We start from the raw sequence: 16,212 nt of genomic DNA on the forward strand, positions 1-16,212 counted from the left end.
TTCGGGCGTTCCGGCCCTGTCCGGTGGCCTGCCGCGTTCAGCGGGCCCGGTAACAGCGCAGCCACATGGTGACGCCGTCGTCGACGATCGCGGCGACCTCCGCGTCGGAGAGCTCACACAGCCCGTACCGGGACCGGTCGATCGCCTCGTTGAGCACCAGCACGATGAGCTGGCGGACCGCCAGGTCCAGATTGTCCACGTCAAGGACACCGAGCCGGACCTGCTGCTCCACCTCTTGCCTGATGGAGAGTTCGAAGGCGGGTCGCGCCTGCGTCCACTTCTCCATCAGCTCGGGCTGGCGCATCTGCTCGATGACGACGAGACGGCGGAACGCGGCGACGTCCCCGCCCAGGTTCAGGCGCACCATCAGGCGGAAGACCGTACGAAGATCCTGGTCGATGTCGCCCGTGTCCTCGAACTTCTCGGCGAACACGGCCTCCGAGTCCTCGACCACACCCTGCTGGACCATCTGGACGACGGCCGCGAACAGCTGTTCCTTGCCCTCGAAGTGGTTGTAGATCGTCTGCTTCGACACCCCGGCCTCCGCGGCGATCACCTCGATGCTCGTGTCGGCGTAGCCGTGCCGCAGGAACACCCGTTTCGCGGCGTCGACGATCAAATGCCGCTTCGCCGGACGGCCGGGGCGACGAGCGACCGCTTGACTTTCTGGACCCATGAGTCTAAGAATACAGAATATTAATTAGAATAAGCAGTCCAAGTATTCAGAGGAGCTCGGACACGCCCCCCATCCGGGCTGTCCCAGCGGCGGGAGCCACTCCGCCCGCACCACCCTCGGTACCTGGTCCTGTTCGCCATGCCCTCATCCGAACGGAACGAGCGAGGAGAGTCATGACCACCACCGATGTCGTCATCGTCGGCGGCGGCCCCAACGGGCTGCTGATGGCGTGTGAGCTCGCGTTGTCAGGCGTGCGCCCCGTCGTGCTGGAGCGCCTGCCGGAACGGGACGCGTCGCCCAAGGCCAACGGCCTGGTCGGCCGCGTCGTGCAGGTGCTGGACTATCGCGGTCTGTACGAACGGTTCAGCCGGAGCACGAAGCCACCGACGCCGAGCCCCTACTTCCAGTTCGGGGCCCTGACCCTGGACATGTCCGCGTGGAGCGGCAACTCGCTGTACACGCTCCCCATCCCGCAGCACCGCATGGAGGAGCTGCTCGAACAGCGCGCGCACGAGCTGGGTGTGGAGATCCGGCGCGGGCACGAGGTGACCGCGCTGAACCAGGACGCGGAAGGCGTCACCGTCGACGTGCGGGGACCGGACGGCTCCTACCGGCTGGCCGCCGGATTCCTGGTCGGTGCCGACGGCGGGCGCAGCACCGTCCGGAAGCGGGCCGGCATCGAGTTTCCCGGGATCACCGACGACGGTTTCATCGCGCGTAGCGGGCAGGTCACGATTCATCCGCCGGTGGCCGTCCCGGGTACCGGCGAGCTGGAGGTGCCCGGAATGGGACGGCTCCGGCCTGCGACCTTCACCCGCACGGAGAACGGAGTCTTCGCCTACGGGATGTTCCAGCCCGGGGTCTACAGGGTCGCCGTCCATGAGTGGGATCGGCCTCCGGCCGAGAGCCGCGCGCCCGCCACGATCGAAGACCTGCGCGAGGCCGTCAGCCGGGTCCTCGGCACCGACATACCGATGAGCGAACCGCCGACCGGTCAGGGTCCCCCACCGGTGAGGGACACGAACGGTGTCAATTCACGGCTGGCCGACCGGTATCGGCAGGGGCGCGTGTTCCTGGTCGGCGACGCCGCACATGTCCAGTCCGGGGTGGGAGGCCCGGGGCTGAACCTGGGTCTTCAGGACGTGATCAACCTGGCGTGGAAGCTGGCGGCCGTCGTCGACGGCTGGGCGCCGGAAGACCTGCTGGACACCTACCAGAGCGAGCGGCGCCCCGCCGCGGAGCGGGTGATCATGCACAGTCGTGCGCAGACCGCCCTGCTGTCACCCGGCCCGAACATCACCGCGCTGCGGGAGGTGTTCACCGAGCTGCTGGATGATCAGACCAACGTGCGGCGCATCTCGAACCTCATGTCCGGAGCGGACGTTCGCTACGACATGCGCCCCGACGGCCCCGCGCATCCGCTCACCGGTGGCTGGATGCCGGATCTCGTCCTGAGCACCGCGAACGGGCCGGCCAGGGTCGCCGGCCTCATGCACGCGGTCAGGCCGATCCTGCTGAACCTGGCCGACCGGGCCGATCTGGTGGAAGCGGCCTCCGGCTGGACGGACCGCGTGGACGTGGTCACCGCGACAAGCGTCGACCGCCCCGCGGACGCGGTACTGATCCGCCCGGACGGGTACGTCGCGTGGGCCGCCGCCCCGGGCGCACCGGGTGGGGCGGACGCGCTGCGGCACGCCCTGCGTACCTGGTTCGGCCTGCCGACGAGTCTCCGAGACTCTTCCGTACGGCTCGCGTCCCGTCACCCGCGTGACGCGAGCCGTACGGAGGGGATCAGCGGGTGAAGGTCAGATCCGCCAGGCGCGAGGCGCCCCTGAAGACCAGGTAGAGGTCATGCCTGCCGCCGGCTCCGGTGACCGGGGCGGTGGCCGTGGCCCACCGGTGGACGCCGCCGGTGGCGGTCACCGGGACCGTGGCGACGAGTTTGCCGGTCGGGGAGCCGAGGCGGACGTCGACGGAGGAGGAGGCGGTCGCGGCCACGCCCACCCTGAGGCCGGTCACGCCCTTGCCGAGGTCCACGTCCTCGAACGCGATCCACTCCCCCGCGGAGGCCTCCACCGCGTCCCCGCGGACCTTGGTCTCGTCGACCAGCTCGGCGCCCGAGTGGTCGTCGAAGTCGGCCGCCCGGGTGAGCCTGGTCAGGTCCCGGCTGGGGATCCGCTCGCCGTTCACCCGCACGGTGGCGCGCTGGCGGATCCGGTCCGACGACGAGCCGACCAGGATGTCGTGGGTGGACGGCTCCACCGCGAAGCGGCCCCGGGTCACGTCCCACAGGGCCAGGTCCGCGGTCCTGAGCGAGAGCCGCACGACCTTCGACTCGCCCGGCGCCAGGTGCACCCGCTGGAAGCCGCGAAGCTGCTTGACCGGCTGCTTCACCCGTGAGGTGTGCTGGTGGGTGTAGAGCTGGACGACCTCGTCGCCCGCCACGGAGCCGGTGTTGGTCACGCGGACGCTCACCTCGTAACCGTCGTCCTTCGCGACGGCCTTCAGCCCCTGGTAGCCGAAAGTGGTGTAGCTCAGGCCGTGGCCGAAGGCGTAGAGCGGGCTGTCCTTGGCGTACAGGTAGGTCGAGTCGTTCTTGATGATGTCGTAGTCGAGGATGTCGGGCAGCTCCGTGGTGCCCCTGGGCCACGTCTGGGTGAGACGGCCGGCCGGGTTGACGTCGCCGTACAGGACGTCGGCCAGGGCGTGGCCGGTCTCGGCTCCGGCGTGGGTGGTCCACAGGATCGCCGGGACCTTGTCCTGAAGGCGGTCGATGGTCGTCGGGTAGCTGTTCTCCAGCACCACGACGGTGTTCGGGTTGGCCTTGCGGACCGCCTCGACCAGTGCCTCCTGGCCTTCGGCGAGGTCCAGGTCCGTCCGGTCGTGGGCCTCGCGGCCGTTGATGAACGGCATGCTGCCGACCACGACCACCGCCACGTCCGCGCTCCTCGCCGCCGCGACGGCCTCGCCGATCCCGCTGCGTACGGTCTCCTTGGTGAAGCGGGTGGCGGCGGCGGCCGTCGTCAGGCCGAGCGTGCCGTCGGCCGCCGCCCTGACGTAGGTGTCCGGGCCGAACCAGGACTCGGCGGTCTCGTATCCGGCGTACCTCAGGAGCGTCGTGCCGTCGGCCTGCGCCTCCAGCTTGAACTGCTCCTGCACGAACCAGCCGGTGGGCTGGTCCTGGTTGTTGACCAGGGTGGACCAGTTGGCGCGGCTGACGTACTTGCCGTTGGCGACGCTGCGCAGGGTGACGACGCCCCGGCCCCAGTCGAAGACGTCGAACTGCTCGGTCGCGCCCGCCGTGGTCGCCGACAGCGTGAGGTCGGCGCCCGCGCCGACGCCCGCGGTGAGGTATCTCCCGTCGGCCTTGAGGGCGATCCGGTCGACGCCCTCGGTGTCGACGGTGGCGGCCCGCTCCTTGATGCCGTCGAGCGGGGTGATCCGGTAGGGCAGCCTGCCCGAGTACCAGTCGGTGTAGAGGGTCTTGGCCAGCGGCCCCACCACCGCGACCTTCTTCGACGGTTTGAGGGGCAGGGTCCCGTTCGCGTTCTTGAGCAGCACCGCCGCCTCGGCCGCGGCCTGCCGGGCGAGCCTCTGGTGCGCGGGGGCGTTGACCACGGCCTTGGTGATCTTCCCGTACGGCCCGCCGTCCGGGTCGAACTCACCCAGCCGGAACCGGATGCTCAGGATGTTCCGGATGGCCCCGTCGACGTCGGCCGGGGTGAGAAGGCCCTGCGACAGCGCCGCGTTGACCGAGTTTCTCGTCGGGGCGCCGTTGGTGTCGTCCACCGTGAAGCTCTCCACGCCCGCCTTGACCATCGCGGCGGCGGCCTCCGCCGGGGTGGCGTAGTAGGCCTGCGAGCCGGTCAGATTGTTGGGGCCTCCGGCGTCGGAGACGTTGAACAGGGGCCTGTCGGTCCAGGTCCTGACGGAGGCGTTGAGGTCGGTGACCGTCGCGGGCCGCCCGTTGATCAGGTTGTAGGCCGTCATGACGCCGGTGGCCGCGTCGGCCGAGACGGCGGCCTTGAAAGCCGGGACGTCGTACTCGTTGAGGACGCGCGGGCGCAGGCTGGAGGAGGTGGTGTCCCTGCGGACCTCGTTGTTGTTGGCCAGGAAGTGCTTGAGCACCGGGGCCGCCCTGAGACGGTCGGGGTCGTCGCCCTGGATTCCCGAGCCGTACGCCGTGGAGATCGCCCCGGTGAGCAGCGGGTCCTCGGAGTAGCCCTCCTCGTTGCGGCCCCAGCGCGGGTCGCGGAGCAGGTTGACCACCGGTGCCCACAGCTGCAGGCCCCAGACGCGGGGGTTCTCGGCGTGGTAGCCCCGGGCCTCGTCGCCGACGACGGAGCCGACCCGCTTGACCAGGTCCGGGTCCCAGGTGCTGGCCAGGCCCACGGCCTGGGGGAACACGGTTCCCTCCGCCGTCACGACGGCGCCGCCGTTGTCGACGTCGGTGGACCAGGCGACGCCGTGCAGCGCCTCCGTCCCGGTCTTGAACAGGCCGATGCCCAGCCGGTCCACCGCGGGCTGGTACTGGTGAAGCCAGGAGACCTTCTCCGCCAGGGTCAACCGGCCGAGCAGGTCGTCGATCCGCTGGTTCAGCGGCAGTGCGGGATCTCGGAAGGGATACTCGTAGGCCGCCTGGGCGGGAGCCGTGGTCAGGGCCAGGGTCAGGGCCAGTACGGCCGCCGCCGCCGGTGACGGGCGAAAGGACATTGCGCCTCCAAGGTCAGGGAGTCGAAGCGCTTCAGGTTCGGGACGCCATCCGCCCCCGAGCGGCGGGTGAGGTCATGGGAGGTCGCCCGCGGGCCGCGTCGCCCGCGACGACGGGGATCACTTGATCGCACCGACGGTCACGCCACGCGTGAGGGTCCGCTGGAAGATCAGGAAGAAGACGACGGCCGGGAGGATGCCGAGCAGCGCCGAGGCACTCGACATCGTGGCGTCCATCATCTTGTCCCCCTGGAGGACCCCCAGCGCGACCGGCACGGTCTGGTTGTCGTTGGAGATGAGGAAGACGAGGGGCAGGAAGAACTCGTTCCAGGTCCAGATGAAGAAGAAGACGAGCAGGACGCTCAGCGTCGGCCTGCTGATCGGCACCACCACCTGCCACAGCGCCCGCCACCTGCCCGCCCCGTCGAGGGCCGCCGCCTCCAGGATCTCGGGCGGGAACCGGCTGAGCACCGAGGAGAGCAGGTAGGTCCCGAAGGCACTCTGGATCACCGTGAAGATGATGATCACCCCGAGCCGGGTGTCGTAGAGGCCGACCTGCTTCGACAGGTAGTACAGGGGATAGACCAGCGCCTCCTGCGGCAGCGTGTTGGCCATCAGGAACGCGACCAGGATCCACACCCGGCCGCGCACCCGGCCGATGCCGAGCGCGTAGGCGTTGAGCACCGACAGGACCACCGCGAGCACGGCGACCGAACCGCTGATCAGCAGGCTGTTCCAGAGCTTGCCGCCGAAGTCCACCCTGTTCCAGAACCGGACGATCCCGTCGAGGTAGAGCTCCCCGGGCAGGCTCAGCGGCCCTCCCGAGGAGTAGTCCGCCGGGGACTTCACCGCGTTGAGCGTGACGACGACGAACGGCACCAGCATCACGACGGCCAGCACGACCAGCGAGACCAGGACGGAGTATTTCCGGATCATGATTCCCTGTCCTGAATCCGCAGGAAGAAGACCGTCACCATGATGATCAAGAGGGTGAGCACGGTGGCGATCGCCGAGCCGTAGCCGACGTTGGCCTTCTCGAAGAAGTTCTGGTAGCTGAAGTAGGACGGCACGAGCGTGGCCCCGCCGGGGCCGCCCCGGGTCAGGACGAAGATCGGCCCGAAGACCTTCAGCGCGGCGATCGTGCAGGTCAGCAGGACCACGTAGATCTCCGGCCGGATCTGCGTGATCGTGATGTGCCAGAACCGCCGCCACCATGACGCGCCGTCCGTCTCGGCCGCCTCGTACAGGGCGGGGTCGACCCGCTGCAGCCCGGCCATGAAGATCACGACCGGGTAGCCGATCTGGAACCACACCATGATCGCCATGACGCTCGGCAGCGCCCAGGAGGGATCGCCGAGCCAGTTCCTCGGCTCCATCCCCAGCAGCCCGAGCAGCTCGTTGAGCGCCCCGAACCGCGGATGCATGATCCAGCCCCAGACGATCCCGGCGACCGCGACCGGCAGGACCTGCGGCAGGTAGTAGGCCGCCCGCAGCGCGCCGGCCGTACGGGGGCCGAACTTCTTGCCCACGTGGTCGAACAGGGTCGCCGCCAGGACCAGCCCGATGATCGTCGGGATGATCGCCATCGCCACGATCAGCGCGACGTTGTTGCGGAAGGAGGCCCAGAACCGCTCGTCGGCGAGGAGCCGCGTGTAGTTGTCCAGGCCGATCCACTTCGGCGCGCCGATCCCCTGCCACCGGGTGAACCCGATCCCGACGTTCATCAGGAACGGCACGACGACGACCGCCGTGAAGAGCAGGGCGCTCGGCAGGAGGAAAACCCAGTACCCACCCCTGCGGGACCTCTTCATGCGAGGGCCTCTCCGTGTGTTCTCCGCGTACGGTCCGTGCCGCGCCGCCGCGGCACGGACCTCGACAATGGGGCGGTCGCCGTCGTCCGATCGGTCGCCGACGTTCGTCCGGCCGCTCGGCCGGTCACCGACGCTCGGCCGGTCACCGGCGTGCGGTCAGTTGCCGATGTCGGCGAGGTTCTCGTTGTACGGCCCGGCGATCTCGTCCAGGACCTGGTCGGGCGTCTTGGTGCCGTTGATGAGGTTCTGCACGCCCGAGACCAGCACGTCGTAGTAGCCGGGGGCCGGCCAGTCCGGGTAGAACGCCAGCCCGTCGGAGGTCGAGAGCCTGTTGAAGTTCTCGATCAGTTCCTTGCTCTTCGGGTCGGTGATCGCGGCCGGGTCGGCCGCCACCGGGATGCCGCCGGAGTTGCCGAGCAGGTTCTGGATGTCCTTCCTCATCGTGATGTCGATGAAGTCGTAGGCGAGGTCCTTGTTCTTGGCGTTCTCGGGGACGACCCAGATGTTTCCGCTGGACCCGGCGCTCATCGTGTTGCCCGGCCAGAGGAAGGAGCCCCACTCGAAGTCCTTGATCTCGGTGGCGAACCGGCCGTACCACCAGCTGCCCGACACCAGGATCGGATACTTCCCGCCGATGAAGGACACGCCCATGTCCTCGGCCTTGATCGCGGCGGAGTCCTTGCCGATGTAGCCCTTCTTGACCCAGTCGGCGAAGGTGTCGGCCGCGTACGTGAACTCCGGTCCCTTGAAGTCGACCTTGCCTTTGTAGAGCTGCAGCGCGTCCACCCACGGCCGCTGCGCCTTGCTCAGCGCGAGCTGGTAGAGGAGCTGCTGCGCCTGGTACTCGGCGCCGCCGACGGCGAGGGGCGTGGTCCCTGCCTTCGCGAACGTCTCCATCGCGGCGGTGAACTCGTCGAAGGTCGTGGGCACCTCGATGCCCTCCTTCTCGAACAGGTCCTTGTTGTAGTAGACCAGCACGTACTCGGCGTAGTTCGGGATGCCGAACCACTTGCCGGCGCCCATCACTCCGCGCTCGTCATACTTCGCGGTGGTCTGCAGCGAGGGGCTGAGCAGCTTGTCCCAGCCGCGTTTGGTCACCTCGGGTGAGAGGTCGGTCAGCAGGCCCTGCTTGGACAGCAGCCCGGCGGTGGCGTTGCCCTTGTTGTACTCCATCACGTCGGGGGCCTCGTCGGAGTTGAGGATCATGCCCGCCGACTGGCGGATCTGCTCGAACGCCTTCTCCTCCAGCTTGACCGTCACCCCGGGGTGCGAGGCCTCGAACTGCTTGATCGATTCGGCCCAGGCCTTGCCCATCGCGCTGTCGGCGCCCTCGTAGTGCCAGAGCTTCAGAACGCGGGGGCCCGCGGCGGCCGGCTGGTCCGGCGTCTGCTCGGCGCCGCCGCACGCGGCCAGCGCCAGCAGCACGGCCGCGACGACCGCGCCTGTCCTTACCTTGAACATGGTTTCTCCTAGATGGTGGTGATGACGACCGGGACGCCGGCCCCCACCAGCTCGACCCCCGCGATCCGCGCGCTCCCCGACACGGTCACCGTCAGCCCGCCCGCCTCCCGGGCCGCGGTGATCGTGGTGTCTCCTTCGAGGTCGGAGACGGTGGTACGGCTCTCGCCCACGCCGTAGGCGACCAGGGTGATCTCTCCGAACGACCCGTCCCCGACGGCCTCGCCCGGATCGGCGAGGACCGGGATGAGCGCGCCGTGCCGTACGAACAGCGGGATCCGGTCCAGCGGCGTGGAGACCGTGACGTGACGGCCGCCCGTCAGGACCTCTCCCGTCCAGTGGTCCACCCACTCGCCCGCGGGCAGGTAGACCTTCCGCACTCCCTCGGGGGAGGTCATCGGCGCCACCAGCAGGTCGCGGCCGAGGAGGTACTCCAGGTCGGCCTGCCAGGCCACCGGGTCGTCGGGGTGGTCCACGCAGAGCGCCCGCATCATCGGCGCCCCGGTCCTGGCGGCCTCGACCGCCGCCGTGTAGATGTACGGCATGAACCGGTAGCGCAGCTTCAGCGCCTCCACCGCCTGGGCCTCGACCTCGGGAAACTCCCACGGCTCCCGGCTGGTGGTGCCGTGCAGCCGCAGCAGGGGGGAGAAGGCTCCGAACTGGGTCCAGCGGACGTACAGGTCGTCGGTCGGGCGTCCGGTGAACCCGCCCGCGTCGTGGCTCCAGAACGGGATGCCGGACAGCCCGTGCGCCAGCCCGCCGCGCAGCGTGCTGCCCATCGCCGGGTAGCTCGTGTAGGTGTCGCCGCTCCACTGCGCCGCGTGCCGCTGGCCGCCCAGGAACGACGAGCGCGCCCAGACCATGCCGTGCCCGGCGATCTCCCTGGTCGCCTCGGAGACGGCGTCGTTGAACAACAGCGCGTAGACGTTGTGCAGGTCGGTGCCGCTCATGCCGTTGAACGCCACCGCGTCGTGCGGCACGCCCTCGGCGAAGTCGGTCTTGAAGACCTGCACGCCCTGGCGGAGCAGCGGCCGGAGCAGGTCCTTGAACCACTCGACGGCGGCGGGGTTGGTGAAGTCGACGATGCCGCAGGCGGGGTAGGAGCCGTGCCAGCAGTCGGCCACGTAGACCTCGCCATCCGGCTTTTTAAGGAAATATCCGTCTTCTGCGGCCTGCGGGAACACCGGGCTGAGGTGAGAGACGTACGGGTTCATCCAGAGGCAGACCTTGAAGCCCATCCCGTCCAGCTCGGCCAGCATGGTCTCCGGATCGGGGAAGTTGGCCGCGTCCCACCGCAGGTCGGACCAGTGCCCGTCCGTCTGCCAGTAGGTGTCCAGGTGCAGCACGTCGCACGGGATCCCGCGCTCCCGGATCCTGCGGGCCCTGGCCATCACCCGCTCCTGGGTGTCGACGAAGAACCCCGAGGAGATCCAGGTGCCGAACGCCCACTTGGGCGGGAGCATCGGGCGGCAGGTCAGCAGGTCGAACCGGTCGAGCACCTCGGGCGGGGTGGGACCGGCGATCACGTAGTAGTCGATCAGGTCGTCGGGGACCACGATCTGCACGCAGCTGTGCGTGGACTGGCAGACGTCGAACTCCACCGGCGCCCCGCTGTCGACCATCACGCCGTAACCCCGGCTGGAGAGGTAGAACGGCACGTTCTTGTACGCCCGCTGCGACTCGGCGCCGAACGCGTCGAAGTTCCACATGACCGGCCGCTGCCCGCGCTTGTCCAGCGGGGTGAACGACTCGCCGAAGCCGGTGAACGCCTCGTCGGCGGCGGCGGCGAAGCTCTCGTGGTAACCGACCACCGCGCCGTCGGAGCTGGACCGGCCGAACGGCAGGGTGCGCAGGCGCCCGCTGATGTCGGTGTGACCCCGGTCCTGCTCCAGCAGGAGCGCCCCGCTCGCGTCGGTGAACCTCAGGTTCCACGGCGCCAAGGTGATCTCCGCGCGGAGCGAGCCCGCGTCGATCAGGATCGTCCCGTCGCCGCTCTCCACCCGTGCCCCGGCGAACTCACCCGGCGTGACCATGGAGATCGCGGCGGCCGACCGGGTCCGCGCGTCCGCGTCCTGCCCGAGCCGTACCCGGATCGCCCCCTCGCCCGCCACGCCCACCTGGACCAGAAGCGTCTCCTCGGAGGAGGTCACGGCCTTCAGGATCACTCCGGTCGCGTCGGCGGCCACCGGCTCCGCCGCGGTCAGCGCCGACAGACCCGTCTCCCCGTGCGAGCGGACGGGCAGCTCCGGCGGATCGGCGACGAAGTACTCATGCGCGATCAATGGGGGGCGGTAGGGCATGGAGACTCCAGCGCTTCAGGCTTCCGGTTGCTGAGTTAGTTTTACGTCCAAACGAACAAACGTCAATGGAGTCGGCCCGCAGGACCGAGGACGGAAGCATGGCTGGGCAGTGGAAAGCCCCGGCCCTCAGATGGAGGAGCCGGGGCCGGGGTTCTCGGCGACGCGTCCCTTACGCTTCGGCGTCCGGTTGGGCACAGCGGAGGATCGCCGCGACGGACCGGTCCACGTCGCCCTGGTCGGTCGACCAGTTCGACACCGATATCCGCATCGCGGCCCGGCCCTGCCACGTCGTGCCGTTCGTCCAGCAGGTTCCGTCCCGCCGCACCCGCTCGATCACCGCGCGGGTGTGGCCGTCGTGGTCGCCGTCCGCGGCGCGGAAGCGCACCAGCACCTGGTTGAGGACCACGTCGTTGAGTATCTCGACCCCGTCGTGGGCGGCCAGCTGCTCGGCGAACGAACCGGCCAGCGTGCAGCAGCGCTCGACCAGCTCGGCGACGCCGGTGCGGCCGAGCGCCCGAATGGCCGCGTAGACGGGGAAGCCGCGGGCACGGCGGGAGAACTCGGGGGTGTGGTCGAGCGCGTCGCGTTCCCCCTCGGCTCCGTGGATGAGATAGCCGGCCCGTACCCCCATCGCGGCCCGGTGCGCCCGCGGATGGGCGCAGAAGACGAAGCCGGAGTCGTAGGGCACGTTCAGCCATTTGTGCCCGTCGGTGGCCCACGAGTCGGCCCGCTCCACCCCTGCCGTCAGATGCCGCAGCCGCGGACTGGCCGCGGCCCACAGCCCGAACGCGCCGTCGACGTGCACCCACGCCCCGGCCTCGTGCGCGACGGCGCAGATGTCTCCCACGGGATCGAAGGCGCCCGTGTTGACGCCGCCGACCTGGGCGCAGACGATCGCCGGACGATCGCTCCCGGCCAGTGCGTCCGCCAGCGCGTGCGGGAGCATCCGTCCCTGGTCATCCGTGTCGACCGAGGTGATCGTCGCACTGCCCAGGCCGAGGAAGCGCGCGGCGCGGTCGACGGTGTCATGCCGTTGCCGGCCGGCCAGCACACGCAGGCGGGGCGCCCCGGCCAGCCCCTCGGCCTCGACGTCCCACCCCTGCCGGCGCAGCATCTCGTGCCGGGCGGCGGCCAGTGCCGTGAAGTTGGCCATCTGTCCGCCGGTGACGAACCCCGCCGACGCGTGGGCGGGAAGCCCGAGCAGTTGTATCAGCCACTTCCCCGCCACCTCCTCCACCATCGAGGCGGCAGGCGCGAGCGCGAACAGGCAGGCGTTCTGGTCCCAGACGGTGGTGAGCCAGTCCGCCGCCAGCGCCGCCGGATTCGCTCCGCCGACCACGAACCCGAAGAAGCGACCGCTCTGCGTACCCACCAGACCGGACTCGGCCGCCGCGGCCAGCCCGGCGATGACCTCGCGCGGGTCCGCGGGCGCTTCGGGCAGCGGCCCGTCGAGCGCCGCCCGCAGGTCCGGCGCGCTCGTCACGCTGCCCACCGGCCGATCGGGCAGAGCTGTCAGGTAGGCCAGCGATCTCTCATACGCCTCGGCCAGCGGTGCGGCCCAGTCCGGCTTTTCCACCACGTCCTCCTCGCTCGCCACGGGACGGACTCCGGTGCCCGCGGCACTGTCTTCCGGCAGGTGTGCATCTTCGCGCGGTCCGGGGTCCGTACGGCGGTGCACACGCCCGACCGGGGCGACGGCCTGATCCCGCCTCCGGCCGGTGACGAGCGAGGCGTGCCCTTCAAGAGGGCTACCGGGTCGAGAGGCCGCCGGTCAAGGGCCGAGGGACCGCCGGCTGAGAGGGTCGCCTGTTGAGAGGGCCACCGTTTGAGAGCCGCCGGTTTGAGCGGGGCGCCGTTTGAGAGAGCCACCGTTTGAGAGAGCCACCGTTTGAGAGGGTCGCCGGCCGTCGCGACGGCCGGCGGACCGCACGGGTCAGGCCGTGGCTCCCCCGTCGACGGGCAGGTCGGCCCCGACGACGAAGCCCGCCTCGGGCGAGGCCAGGTACAGCACCGCCGCGGCGATCTCTTCGAGGCTGCCGACACGACCGGCCGGCAACTGCTCCCGCATCCGGGCGTCACGGTCGGCCCCGGTCTCGCCCTGCCGGTAGGACATCGGCGTGTCCGACGGTCCGGGGCTGACGGCGTTGATCCGGATTCCGTCGCGGATGTGGTCCAGCGCGGCGTTGCGGGTCAGCGCGCTCACCGCGGCCTTCGTCGCGACGTACGCCCCCAGTCCCGCGAGCCGCATGTGAGCGCCGAGGGTCGAGGAGACGTTGACGATGGCGCCGCCGCCGTTGCCCCGCATGTGGGCGATCTCGTGCTTCATCGACAGCAGGGTGCCGGTGAGGTTGACCGAGACGAGCGTGGACCACTGGTCCTCGTCGACGTCGCCCACGGGGCCGAACGCGGTGATGACGCCGGCGTTGTTCACCGCGACGTCGAGGCCGCCGTAGGTGTCCACGGTCCGTGCCACGAGCGCCGCGACCTCCTCGGACCGGGTGATGTCCGCGGTGATCGCCGTGGCGCGTCCGCCCTCGGACTCGACGAGCTTCACGGTCTGCGCCAGCGGTTCGGCGGAGCGTCCGGCCACGGCGACGGCCGCGCCCTCCCGCGCGAAGGCCAGGGCGATCGCCCGGCCGATGCCGGAGCCTCCCCCGGTGACGAGGACGACCTTGCCGGTGAAACGAGCGGTCATGGTGACTCCCAGGTTGGTGGTTGGTCGAAGATCTGACTGGTTGTGGAGCTCGCGCCCCCGGCGTCCGAAAAGGCGAGCGGTGCGGGCCGGCGGATGTCGCGCCTCCGGCCGGTGCGGGTCGTGGGAGCCCGCGCCGCCGGGCGATGTCCGGAGAGCGAGCCGTACGGCCCCGCCGGGCGATGTCGCGTCACTCCTCGCTCCGGGGCCGTACGGCGACGGCCGTCAACGCCAGGAGCGCGAAGGCGAACCCGGCGGCGCCCAGCGCCCAGGCGTAACCGCCGGTCGTGGCGGCCTGCGGGCTCGCGCCCCCCGCTGTGACGTGCGAGGTCCGGGCGGCCGCGACGGTCATCAGCAGAGCCAGCCCGACCGTGGGCCCCAACTCCATGGCGGTGTTCATGACACCTCCCGCGAGACCGGCCTGCCGCCGCGGGACCCCGGCGACGGCGAGGACCGCGGCCCCGGCGAAGACCGACGCGACTCCGGCGGGCAGGAGCACGATGCCGGGCAGCAGACCGGTGACGTACTCCGTACGCGGGTCGAGCCCCGAGAGCAGGAACAGCCCGCCGGCCGCGACCGCGAGTCCCGCGCCGACGACCGTGCGGGCGCCGAACCGGGCGATGAACCGGCCGGCGAGCCGACCGGCGATGAGAAGCGAGAGCGCGTAGGGCACGAAGGCCAGCGAGGTCCACAGCGGCGACCAGCCGCGGATCTGCTGGAGGTACAGCGCGAGAAGGAGGGAGACCGTCGTGGTTCCCGCGGCGGAGAGGGCGATCGCCGGCAGCGCGACGGCACGGCGCCGGTCGGCGAGGAACGCCGGAGGCAGCAGCGGATCCCGGCCGCGCAGTTCGACCGCGGCGAAGGCCGCCAGCAACGCCAGGCCGGTGACGAGCGGGACCAGGACCGTCGCCGAGGCCCACGAGTGCCCGTCCGTCGCCAGCAGGCCATAGCTGAACAGCGTGACCCCCGCTGTGGCGAGTGCGGCCCCCGGAAGATCGAGGGCGGCCGGTCCTGTCGGCGCGGCGGCGGGCAGCCACCGGGGCGTCAGCGGCAGCGCGACCACGCTCACCAGCAGCGCGAGGCCGAACATCCACCGCCATGACACCCAGGTGGTGACCACGCCGGACAGCAGGGTCCCGGCCGTCGCGCCCAGAACGGACAACCCACCCCAGGTCGCCATGGCGCGGGCGTACCTGTCCGGGTCGGGGAGGACCGCGCGAAGCACGGCCATGGCGGCCGGCGCGGTGAGTGCCGCCCCGACGCCCTGGGCGAAACGGGCCCCGACCAGGACCGCGAAGCCCGGGGCGAGCGCCGCGACGGCCGAGGCCGTCGCGAAGACGGCCAGCCCCGTGGCGAACAGCGCACGACCGCCGTACCGGTCGGCGAGCCGGCCGCCGAACAGCAGCAACCCGCTGAAGGAGAGCCCGTACGCCACGCTGACCGTGAAAAGGCCGGAGGGGTCGAGCCGGAACTCCCGGCCGATCTCGGGGAGCGGAACGGCGATCAAGGTGATCGTGAAGATCAAGGTGCTCTGAACGGTGCCGAGCAGCGCGAAGGCCCGAACCGAGCCGCTCCGCTCCGCCCGCTCCGCCCGCTCCGCCCGCCCTGCTCGCTCCACCGACTCCACCCGTCCTGCTCGCTTCACCGGTTCCACCCGCCCTGTCCGCGACGCCGCCGCACGTGCCCGGCCGGCGGCGAGCCGGGTTCCGTGATCGCCATGATCCCTTTCCAGAGCGTCCGAAAATTAAAGACCGATCGTTCTTGTTTTTGAGCAGCCGTCGGCACATCGCATGCCAAAGGCCGTCCCTCACCACCGTCACCGCCGGGCCACCACCGTCACCGCCGGGCCACCACCGTCACCGCCCGGCCACCACCGTCACCGCCCGGCCGATGGCGTCACCGCCCGGCCGGTCAGTCCAGCAGCGCCAGCGCCTGCGCGGCGGCGTCACGCAGGCGCTGCGGCCCGCTCTCCGCCTTGCCCATGACCCGCAGCCCCTGCATCAGCACGAGGAGGAAGCGGCCCAGCGCCCGGGGATCCCGCTCCTCGCCCAGCTCCCCCTGGGCCTGCGCCCGGATCAGTGCCGAGGTCAGCGCGGTCTCCAGGTGATCCCAGCTCGCCTGCACGCGGCGGGCCGCGACCGGGTCGTGCGGAGCCAGCTCCACCGCCGTGTTGACCACAAAACAGCCGCGGCGCCCGCTGTCGCCGGTCGCCTCACGGGCGAACCGCTCGACCAGCGCCCGAACGGCGGGCAGCACCGGCCCCGGCTGGGACAGCCCGGTGAGCAGGAAGGGGTCGACCGACTCGCCGTACCGGTCGAGCGCCTTCAGGTACAGCTCGCGCTTGCCGCCGAAGGTGGCGTAGATGCTGGCCCGGGCGACACCCATGCGCTCGACGAGGTCGGCCATCGAGGTCGCCTCGTACCCCCGCTCCCAGAACAGCTCCAGTGCCGCCCGCAGCGCCACGTCCGGATCGAACTCCTTGGTCCTGGCCATACCCCGAACATAGTCGAATCAAGAACGATCGGTCAACAAGGAGTCCGTCCGGCATCGAGTGGTGGCTGGGTC

Annotated in this window: 11 protein-coding genes; 1 reads left to right on the forward strand and 10 read right to left on the reverse strand. The window is 70.5% G+C overall.

All coding sequences use genetic code 11. The features are described 5' to 3' along the window. Positions 1-37 precede the first annotated feature (37 nt). Positions 38-676: a TetR/AcrR family transcriptional regulator gene (locus tag J2853_RS28330; protein WP_307563197.1), complete on the reverse strand. Its 639-nt coding sequence runs from the start codon at positions 674-676 to the stop codon at positions 38-40. 173 nt (positions 677-849) lie between these two features. Here J2853_RS28330 and J2853_RS28335 point away from each other — a divergent pair, with 173 nt between their 5' ends. Then, a complete protein-coding gene (locus J2853_RS28335; RefSeq protein ID WP_307563199.1) occupies positions 850-2,478 on the forward strand; it encodes an FAD-dependent monooxygenase in 1,629 nt (542 codons plus the stop codon). Here the strand turns inward: J2853_RS28335 and J2853_RS28340 are convergent. The 9 genes from J2853_RS28340 to J2853_RS28380 all read right to left on the reverse strand — a co-directional run bounded on the left by J2853_RS28340 (position 2,468) and on the right by J2853_RS28380 (position 16,140). After that, entirely contained in the window at positions 2,468-5,389 is a 2,922-nt protein-coding gene (locus J2853_RS28340; protein WP_307563201.1) for a glycoside hydrolase family 3 protein, read from the reverse strand. The two genes, J2853_RS28335 and J2853_RS28340, sit on opposite strands and share 11 nt — an antisense overlap. A 117-nt stretch (positions 5,390-5,506) precedes the next feature. After that, the gene (locus tag J2853_RS28345) at positions 5,507-6,322 is read right to left on the reverse strand and encodes a carbohydrate ABC transporter permease (RefSeq protein ID WP_307563204.1); all 816 of its coding nucleotides are present in this window, start codon (positions 6,320-6,322) and stop codon (positions 5,507-5,509) included. Next, on the reverse strand, positions 6,319-7,197 hold the full coding sequence (locus J2853_RS28350; RefSeq protein ID WP_307563206.1) for a carbohydrate ABC transporter permease: 879 nt from the start codon (positions 7,195-7,197) through the stop codon (positions 6,319-6,321). The genes J2853_RS28345 and J2853_RS28350 overlap by 4 nt, the downstream gene beginning before the upstream one ends. Positions 7,198-7,353: 156 nt before the next feature. Further along, positions 7,354-8,658, reverse strand: a complete 1,305-nt coding sequence (locus J2853_RS28355; protein WP_307563208.1) for an ABC transporter substrate-binding protein — start codon at positions 8,656-8,658, stop codon at positions 7,354-7,356. Positions 8,659-8,666: 8 nt separating this feature from the next. Continuing rightward, on the reverse strand, positions 8,667-10,955 hold the full coding sequence (locus tag J2853_RS28360) for a TIM-barrel domain-containing protein (RefSeq protein WP_307563210.1): 2,289 nt from the start codon (positions 10,953-10,955) through the stop codon (positions 8,667-8,669). 169 nt (positions 10,956-11,124) lie between these two features. Continuing rightward, entirely contained in the window at positions 11,125-12,531 is a 1,407-nt protein-coding gene (locus J2853_RS28365) for a pyridoxal phosphate-dependent decarboxylase family protein (protein ID WP_307563212.1), read from the reverse strand. 357 nt (positions 12,532-12,888) lie between these two features. Next, entirely contained in the window at positions 12,889-13,650 is a 762-nt protein-coding gene (locus J2853_RS28370; protein ID WP_307563214.1) for an SDR family NAD(P)-dependent oxidoreductase, read from the reverse strand. 187 nt (positions 13,651-13,837) lie between these two features. Continuing rightward, entirely contained in the window at positions 13,838-15,292 is a 1,455-nt protein-coding gene (locus J2853_RS28375; RefSeq protein WP_307563216.1) for an MFS transporter, read from the reverse strand. Between the two features lie 266 nt (positions 15,293-15,558). Continuing rightward, the gene (locus J2853_RS28380; RefSeq protein ID WP_307563218.1) at positions 15,559-16,140 is read right to left on the reverse strand and encodes a TetR/AcrR family transcriptional regulator; all 582 of its coding nucleotides are present in this window, start codon (positions 16,138-16,140) and stop codon (positions 15,559-15,561) included. Positions 16,141-16,212 lie beyond the last annotated feature (72 nt).

It is taken from the genome of Streptosporangium lutulentum, assembly GCF_030811455.1.
Classification (GTDB): Bacteria; Actinomycetota; Actinomycetes; order Streptosporangiales; family Streptosporangiaceae; genus Streptosporangium; species Streptosporangium lutulentum.

What these genes read in the sequence shown, in the direction of transcription:
- J2853_RS28380 (WP_307563218.1), bottom strand. Translation starts at nt 16,140, where the DNA reads ATGGCCAGGACCAAGGAGTTCGATCCGGACGTGGCGCTGCGGGCGGCA.
- J2853_RS28350 (WP_307563206.1), bottom strand. Translation starts at nt 7,197, where the DNA reads ATGAAGAGGTCCCGCAGGGGTGGGTACTGGGTTTTCCTCCTGCCGAGC.
- J2853_RS28340 (WP_307563201.1), bottom strand. Translation starts at nt 5,389, where the DNA reads ATGTCCTTTCGCCCGTCACCGGCGGCGGCGGCCGTACTGGCCCTGACC.
- J2853_RS28370 (WP_307563214.1), bottom strand. Translation starts at nt 13,650, where the DNA reads ATGACCGCTCGTTTCACCGGCAAGGTCGTCCTCGTCACCGGGGGAGGC.
- J2853_RS28355 (WP_307563208.1), bottom strand. Translation starts at nt 8,658, where the DNA reads ATGTTCAAGGTAAGGACAGGCGCGGTCGTCGCGGCCGTGCTGCTGGCG.
- J2853_RS28330 (WP_307563197.1), bottom strand. Translation starts at nt 676, where the DNA reads ATGGGTCCAGAAAGTCAAGCGGTCGCTCGTCGCCCCGGCCGTCCGGCG.
- J2853_RS28345 (WP_307563204.1), bottom strand. Translation starts at nt 6,322, where the DNA reads ATGATCCGGAAATACTCCGTCCTGGTCTCGCTGGTCGTGCTGGCCGTC.
- J2853_RS28360 (WP_307563210.1), bottom strand. Translation starts at nt 10,955, where the DNA reads ATGCCCTACCGCCCCCCATTGATCGCGCATGAGTACTTCGTCGCCGAT.
- J2853_RS28335 (WP_307563199.1), top strand. Translation starts at nt 850, where the DNA reads ATGACCACCACCGATGTCGTCATCGTCGGCGGCGGCCCCAACGGGCTG.